Origin of the sequence: Micromonospora foliorum, from assembly GCF_022229015.1 — a bacterium.
In the GTDB taxonomy this organism is placed as follows: Bacteria; Actinomycetota; Actinomycetes; order Mycobacteriales; family Micromonosporaceae; genus Micromonospora; species Micromonospora foliorum.
In genome coordinates this window covers 1-5,077 of the sequence record NZ_JAKKFF010000329.1, presented here as the reverse complement: position 1 = coordinate 5,077, position 5,077 = coordinate 1, and the positions used below count along the sequence as shown (strand labels likewise).

Annotated in this window: 6 protein-coding genes; 3 read left to right on the top strand and 3 right to left on the bottom strand. The window is 73.0% G+C overall.

The window, feature by feature from the left end:
• Positions 1-651: hypothetical protein (locus PSH25_RS23035; protein WP_238661051.1), on the bottom strand; the 651-nt coding region annotated here is incomplete at its 3' end.
• Positions 652-784: 133 nt separating this feature from the next.
• On the opposite strand from PSH25_RS23035, the gene PSH25_RS23030 reads away from it, so the two are divergent.
• Both PSH25_RS23030 and PSH25_RS23025 read left to right on the top strand, forming a co-directional pair.
• Entirely contained in the window at positions 785-2,293 is a 1,509-nt protein-coding gene (locus PSH25_RS23030; protein WP_238661050.1) for a WG repeat-containing protein, read from the top strand.
• A 44-nt stretch (positions 2,294-2,337) separates the two neighbouring features.
• The gene (locus tag PSH25_RS23025) at positions 2,338-3,336 is read left to right on the top strand and encodes an aldo/keto reductase family protein (protein ID WP_238661049.1); all 999 of its coding nucleotides are present in this window, start codon (positions 2,338-2,340) and stop codon (positions 3,334-3,336) included.
• A gap of 53 nt (positions 3,337-3,389) precedes the next feature.
• Here PSH25_RS23025 and PSH25_RS23020 read toward each other — a convergent pair whose 3' ends face one another.
• Positions 3,390-4,187: a site-2 protease family protein gene (locus PSH25_RS23020; protein ID WP_238661048.1), complete on the bottom strand. Its 798-nt coding sequence runs from the start codon at positions 4,185-4,187 to the stop codon at positions 3,390-3,392.
• Positions 4,187-4,387, bottom strand: a complete 201-nt coding sequence (locus tag PSH25_RS23015) for a hypothetical protein (RefSeq protein WP_030337978.1) — start codon at positions 4,385-4,387, stop codon at positions 4,187-4,189. Before PSH25_RS23015 ends, PSH25_RS23020 begins: the two co-directional genes overlap by 1 nt.
• Positions 4,388-4,531: 144 nt before the next feature.
• Between PSH25_RS23015 and PSH25_RS23010 the strand changes: the two genes are divergently transcribed.
• On the top strand, positions 4,532-5,077 hold a 546-nt coding region (locus PSH25_RS23010; protein WP_238661047.1), incomplete at its 3' end, for a serine/threonine-protein kinase.

Sequence of the window (5,077 nt, the reverse complement as noted above, 5' to 3'; positions counted from 1 at the left end):
TCCCGTCTCCGCGCCGCCCGCCCCTCCCGTCTCCGCGCCGCCCGCCCGCCCGGTCTCCGGTGCACCCCGCCTCTGGGCGGACGAACTGGACGACGACCGGCAGTCCGCTTTCGGCACCGGATCGGTGGCGGGCGACCGGCCCGTCTCCGGCGCACCTGCCGTCGAGATGTCCCACCACCAGGCCGAAGTCGAGACCGAGTTCGGAGCCGAGGTCGAGGTGGACCAGCGGTCCTCCACCGCTTGGCCCGCCGAGGACACCGACCCGGTCGAGCACGACCCGACGGACGAGGTCGGGCCCCACGACGAGTGGGCGGACACTGCGGACACTCCGAGCACAGGCCCGACGGATGGCTCGCCATTCGACGAGTGGTCGGTCGCCCCTGCTTCGCCCGTGACCTCTGCGGCCGACGCTGCGCCGCCCGTGTCGTCCGTGAACGACGCGAACCGGCCCGTCTCGGCACCGCCGGTTTCGACACCACCCGTCCCGGCACCGCCGATCTCCGCGCCACCGGTGCCGCCGGTGTCGGCCCCGCCCGCATCGCCCGTCTCCGCGCCGCCGGCGTCAGCCACAGCGCCCACATCCGCGCCGCCCGCGCCCGTTTCCGGGCCACCCTTCTCCACAACGCCCGTCTCCGGACCACCCTTCTCCACAGCGCCCAGCTCCGCACCGCCGGCACCGGTGTCCGCGCCACCGTCGACGCAGCCGTACTCCGTAGCGCCCACCTCGGCGCCACCCGCGCCCGCCGCGCCACCCGTCTCCGGGCCACCCGCGTCGGCGTCGCCGATGCCCGCAGCACCCGTCTCCGCACCGCCAGCGCCCGAGGCAGCGCCCGTCTCCGCGCCACCGGCGCCCGAGGCAGCGCCGACATCAGCGGTGCCGGTCTCCGGGCCACCCGCCTCGGCCGTACCCGGCCCGAGGAACGGTTCGGACGGGGAGAACGTGCCGGTGTCCGCGCCGCCCGACGACGCACCACCTGTGGCGACCCGCCCGTCGCTGGCCGACCCGGGCGACCCGGAGCAGGTGCTGGCCGCGTACCGCTGGCGGTTGGACCCGGTCACCCTGCGCGAGGATCTGACCGAGCCGGACGACCTGCGGGCCATCCGGCGACGACTGACCGAGAAGTTGGGCTCGGCGATCGACAACCGTGCCCGAGCCCGGCTGCTCAGCCTGCGGGCGGTGGCCTCGCGGATCCTCGGCGACCTGGACGACGCGCTGGCCGACGGTCGGCTCGCCCTCACCTACGCCGAGGCCACCGGCGAGCTGCGCCGGACCGCGCTGGCCCAGGCCCGGCTGGCGCACGTGCTGCGCTGGCGCGGTGACTTCGCCGAGGCGGACCAGCTCTTCGCCCAGGCCAACTCGATCGAGTTGCCGGACCGGTTGCGGGCCGCGCTGCACGAGCACGCCGGGCGGTCGTGTTACGACCAGGGGCGGCTCATGGAGGCCTGCGAGCACTTCGAGAAGGCACTCGACCTGCGCGGCGCGGGCGACGCCGAACTGCTGGACCGGGTCCGGGTGGCTCTCGACGCGGTCACCGTCCGGGCCGAGGCGGATGGCTTCGGGCCGTACCCCCGGGGTCGGGACGAGGTGCTCGACCGGGACCGGCCCCCGTTGCCGGACCGGGACGGGCCGCTGTGGGGTTACACCAGCCAGGACGGCGACGTGGTCATCCCCGCCCGGTACGCCGAGGCGCAGCCCTTCCACGACGGGTTGGCCTGGGTCCGCCGGCCGGACACCGACCGCTGGTCGCTGATCAACCTGCTCGGTACGACGGTGATCCCGCCGTCCTTCCGGGCCGCGCGTCCGTTCAGCGACGGCCTGGCCTGGGTGGTCGGCGAGGGCGGGTGGACGGCGATCGACGCGACCGGCGCGGTGCAGGTCGCGCCCAACTTCGCCGAGGTACGTCCGTTCCGGCGCGGGCTGGCCGCGGTACGACGCGAGGGGTGGGGGGCGGTCGACCGGACCGGCCGGATCGTCGTGCCCACCCGCTACCACGGCTTCGTCACCGAGTTGGCCGACGGCCAGCAGATCGACGGTTTCACCGACGAGGGGCTCGCCGTGGTCGACGTGGCGGGTCGGCGGGGCGTGGTGGACCGCACCGGTACGGTGCTGGTCCCACCGACGCACCCGATGCTGGTCATCCACCCGGTGGCGTTCCTGGTCGAGAGCGGCAACGGGCGGTGGGGCGCGCTGGACCGGCGCGGCGTGCCGCTCATCGACCCGGTGCACCGCGACCGCGCCGGCGTGCTGGAGGAGATCGACCGGCTACTCACCGACGCCAATCCGGTGCTCTGAGTCGCCGGTCGCCATCGGTGATCCACTGGAGCTAGGGTCGGTACATGGAATTCCGACACCTGGGCCGTTCCGGCCTGCTGGTCAGCGAGATCTCGTACGGCAACTGGATCACCCACGGTTCGCAGGTCGAAGAGGACGCCGCCTTCGCCTGCGTCCGGGCCGCTCTCGACGCAGGGATCACGACCTTCGACACCGCCGACGTGTACGCCGGCACCCGGGCCGAGGACGTGCTCGGCCGGGCGTTGCAGAACGAGCGCCGCGAGGGCCTGGAGATCTTCACCAAGGTCTACTGGCCGACCGGTCCCGGCCGTAACGACCGTGGCCTGTCCCGCAAGCACATCATGGAGTCGATCAACGGCTCGCTGCGCCGACTGCGCACCGACTACGTGGACCTCTACCAGGCCCACCGTTACGACAGCAGCACGCCGCTGGAAGAGACGATGGAGGCGTTCGCCGACGTCGTGCACTCCGGCAAGGCGCACTACATCGGCGTCTCCGAGTGGACCGCCGCCCAGCTGCGCGCCGCCCACCCGCTCGCCCGGGAGCTGCACATCCCGCTGGTCTCCAACCAGCCGCAGTACTCGCTGCTCTGGCGGGTCATCGAGACCGAGGTCGTGCCGGCCAGCGAGGAGCTGGGCATCGGGCAGATCGTCTGGTCGCCGATGGCGCAGGGCGTGCTCTCCGGCAAGTACCTGCCGGGCCAGCCGCCGCCGGCCGGTTCCCGCGCCACCGACGAGAAGTCCGGTGCGGGCTTCATCTCCCGGTTCATGAACGACGGCGTGCTGACCCGGGTCCAGCAGCTCAAGCCCCTCGCCGAGCAGGCCGGGCTCAGCATGGCCCAGCTCGCCGTGGCGTGGGTGCTGCAGAACCCGAACGTCTCGTCGGCGATCATCGGCGCGTCCCGCCCCGAGCAGGTGCACGACAACGTGAAGGCCGCCGGGGTGAAGCTCGACGCCGACCTGCTCAAGGCGATCGACGACATCGTCGAGCCGATCGTCGAGCGGGACCCGGCGAAGACCGAGTCCCCCGCGCAGCGTCCCTGACGCCGTTCCGGCCCGGTCGGCGCGAAACCTCGCGCCGGCCGGGCCGGGTCGGGTCAGCTCTGCCAGAAGCGGATCAGCTCCAGGCCGGTGGCGTAGAGCCAGGAGGGCAGACCGAGCAGGTCGCCGACCGCGAAGACCGCGTCGAAGAACCAGCCGCCGATGCGCGGGTTCCACAGCAGCGCGAAGAGCAGGATGAAGCCGTACGGCGCGAACAGGTCGTACATCTTGCGCCACTGCGGGTTGAGCCACGGCTGGATCATGTTGCCGCCGTCCAGGCCGGGCACCGGCAGCAGGTTCAGCACGCTGGCGGTGAGCTGGAGGAAGGCGAGCAGCGCCACCCCGGCCCAGAACTCCACCGGACCACCCGACTGGGTGCCCAGCCGCACCGCCGCCACCAACACCAGCGTGAACAGCACGTTGGTCGCCGGGCCGGCGAGGCTGACCAGGGTGTGCCGCAGTCGGCCCGGAATGGCGTGCCGGTCCACCCAGACCGCGCCACCCGGCAGGCCGATGCCGCCGAGCAGCACCACCACCACCGGCAGCACGATCGACAGCAGCGGGTGGGTGTACTTGAACGGGTTGAGCGTCAGGTAGCCGCGATGCGCGATGTCCCGGTCGCCGGCCCGGTAGGCCACCACCGCGTGGGCGTACTCGTGCAGGCAGAGCGACACCAGCCAGCCGGACACCACGAAGAGGAACACGTTGAACCGGACGTTGCCGTACCCGTTCCAGGTCAACACCCCGGTGACCGCGAAGAGGGCGACCAGGGCGAGGAAGACCGGGCTGGGCCGGAACGCCGCCTTGGGTACGCCGAGGACCAGCCCGTCGCCGCCGGGGCGGTCGTAGGCCATCACTCGGCCGTGGGCAGCAGGCTCATCCGGTACTCCACCCGGTCGTCCTCCACGAGCGCGACCGAGGTGACGCCGGACGCCGCGAGCTCCCGCCAGGTCTGACCGATCCAGGATTCGGCGTCGGCCTGGCTGCCGAACGACTCCGCCGGTCCCTCGACCGTCTGGCCGTCCGTGCCCTCGTACCGCCAGCTCCACGCCATGCCGCGTCTCCCCTCGCCGCTGAAGTCCCCGTGGGACGAACCCTCGCCAGCGTAGTCGGCCCGGCGCGCAACGGCCGCTCGCTCGCCCCGGCGGGACCCACGGGGTGGATCAATCGGATCGACGCCGGCCGGTACGGTGGCTCGGTGCTGACACGGGGAGTGCTGCTCGGCGACCGGTACCGGCTGGGCGAGCGGGTGGCTACAGGTGGGATGGGCGCGGTCTGGCGCGGCACGGACGTGCTGCTGGAACGCGAGGTCGCCGTCAAGGTGCTGCTGCCGTCGCTGGTCGCCGATCCGGAGTTCACCGCCCGGTTCCGGGCCGAGGCGCGGATGCTGGCCGCGCTGCGGCACCCCGGCGTCGTCCCGGTGCACGACGTGGGGCAGGCCGCGCTCGACGACGGCAGCCAGGTCGACTACCTGGTGATGGAGTACGTCGAGGGCGAGCCGTTGTCGGCCCGGGTACGCGCGGTGGGGCGGCTGGACCCGGCCACCACCATGTCGGTGCTGGCCCAGGCCGCGGACGCGCTGCACACCGCCCACCTCGCCGGCATCGTGCACCGGGACGTGAAGCCGGGCAACCTGCTGGTCAAGGCCGACGGCAGGGTGGTGCTCGTCGACTTCGGCATCGCCCGGTCCCGCGACATGGCCGGGCTCACCGCCGCGAACATGGTGCTCGGCACCGCCTCGTAC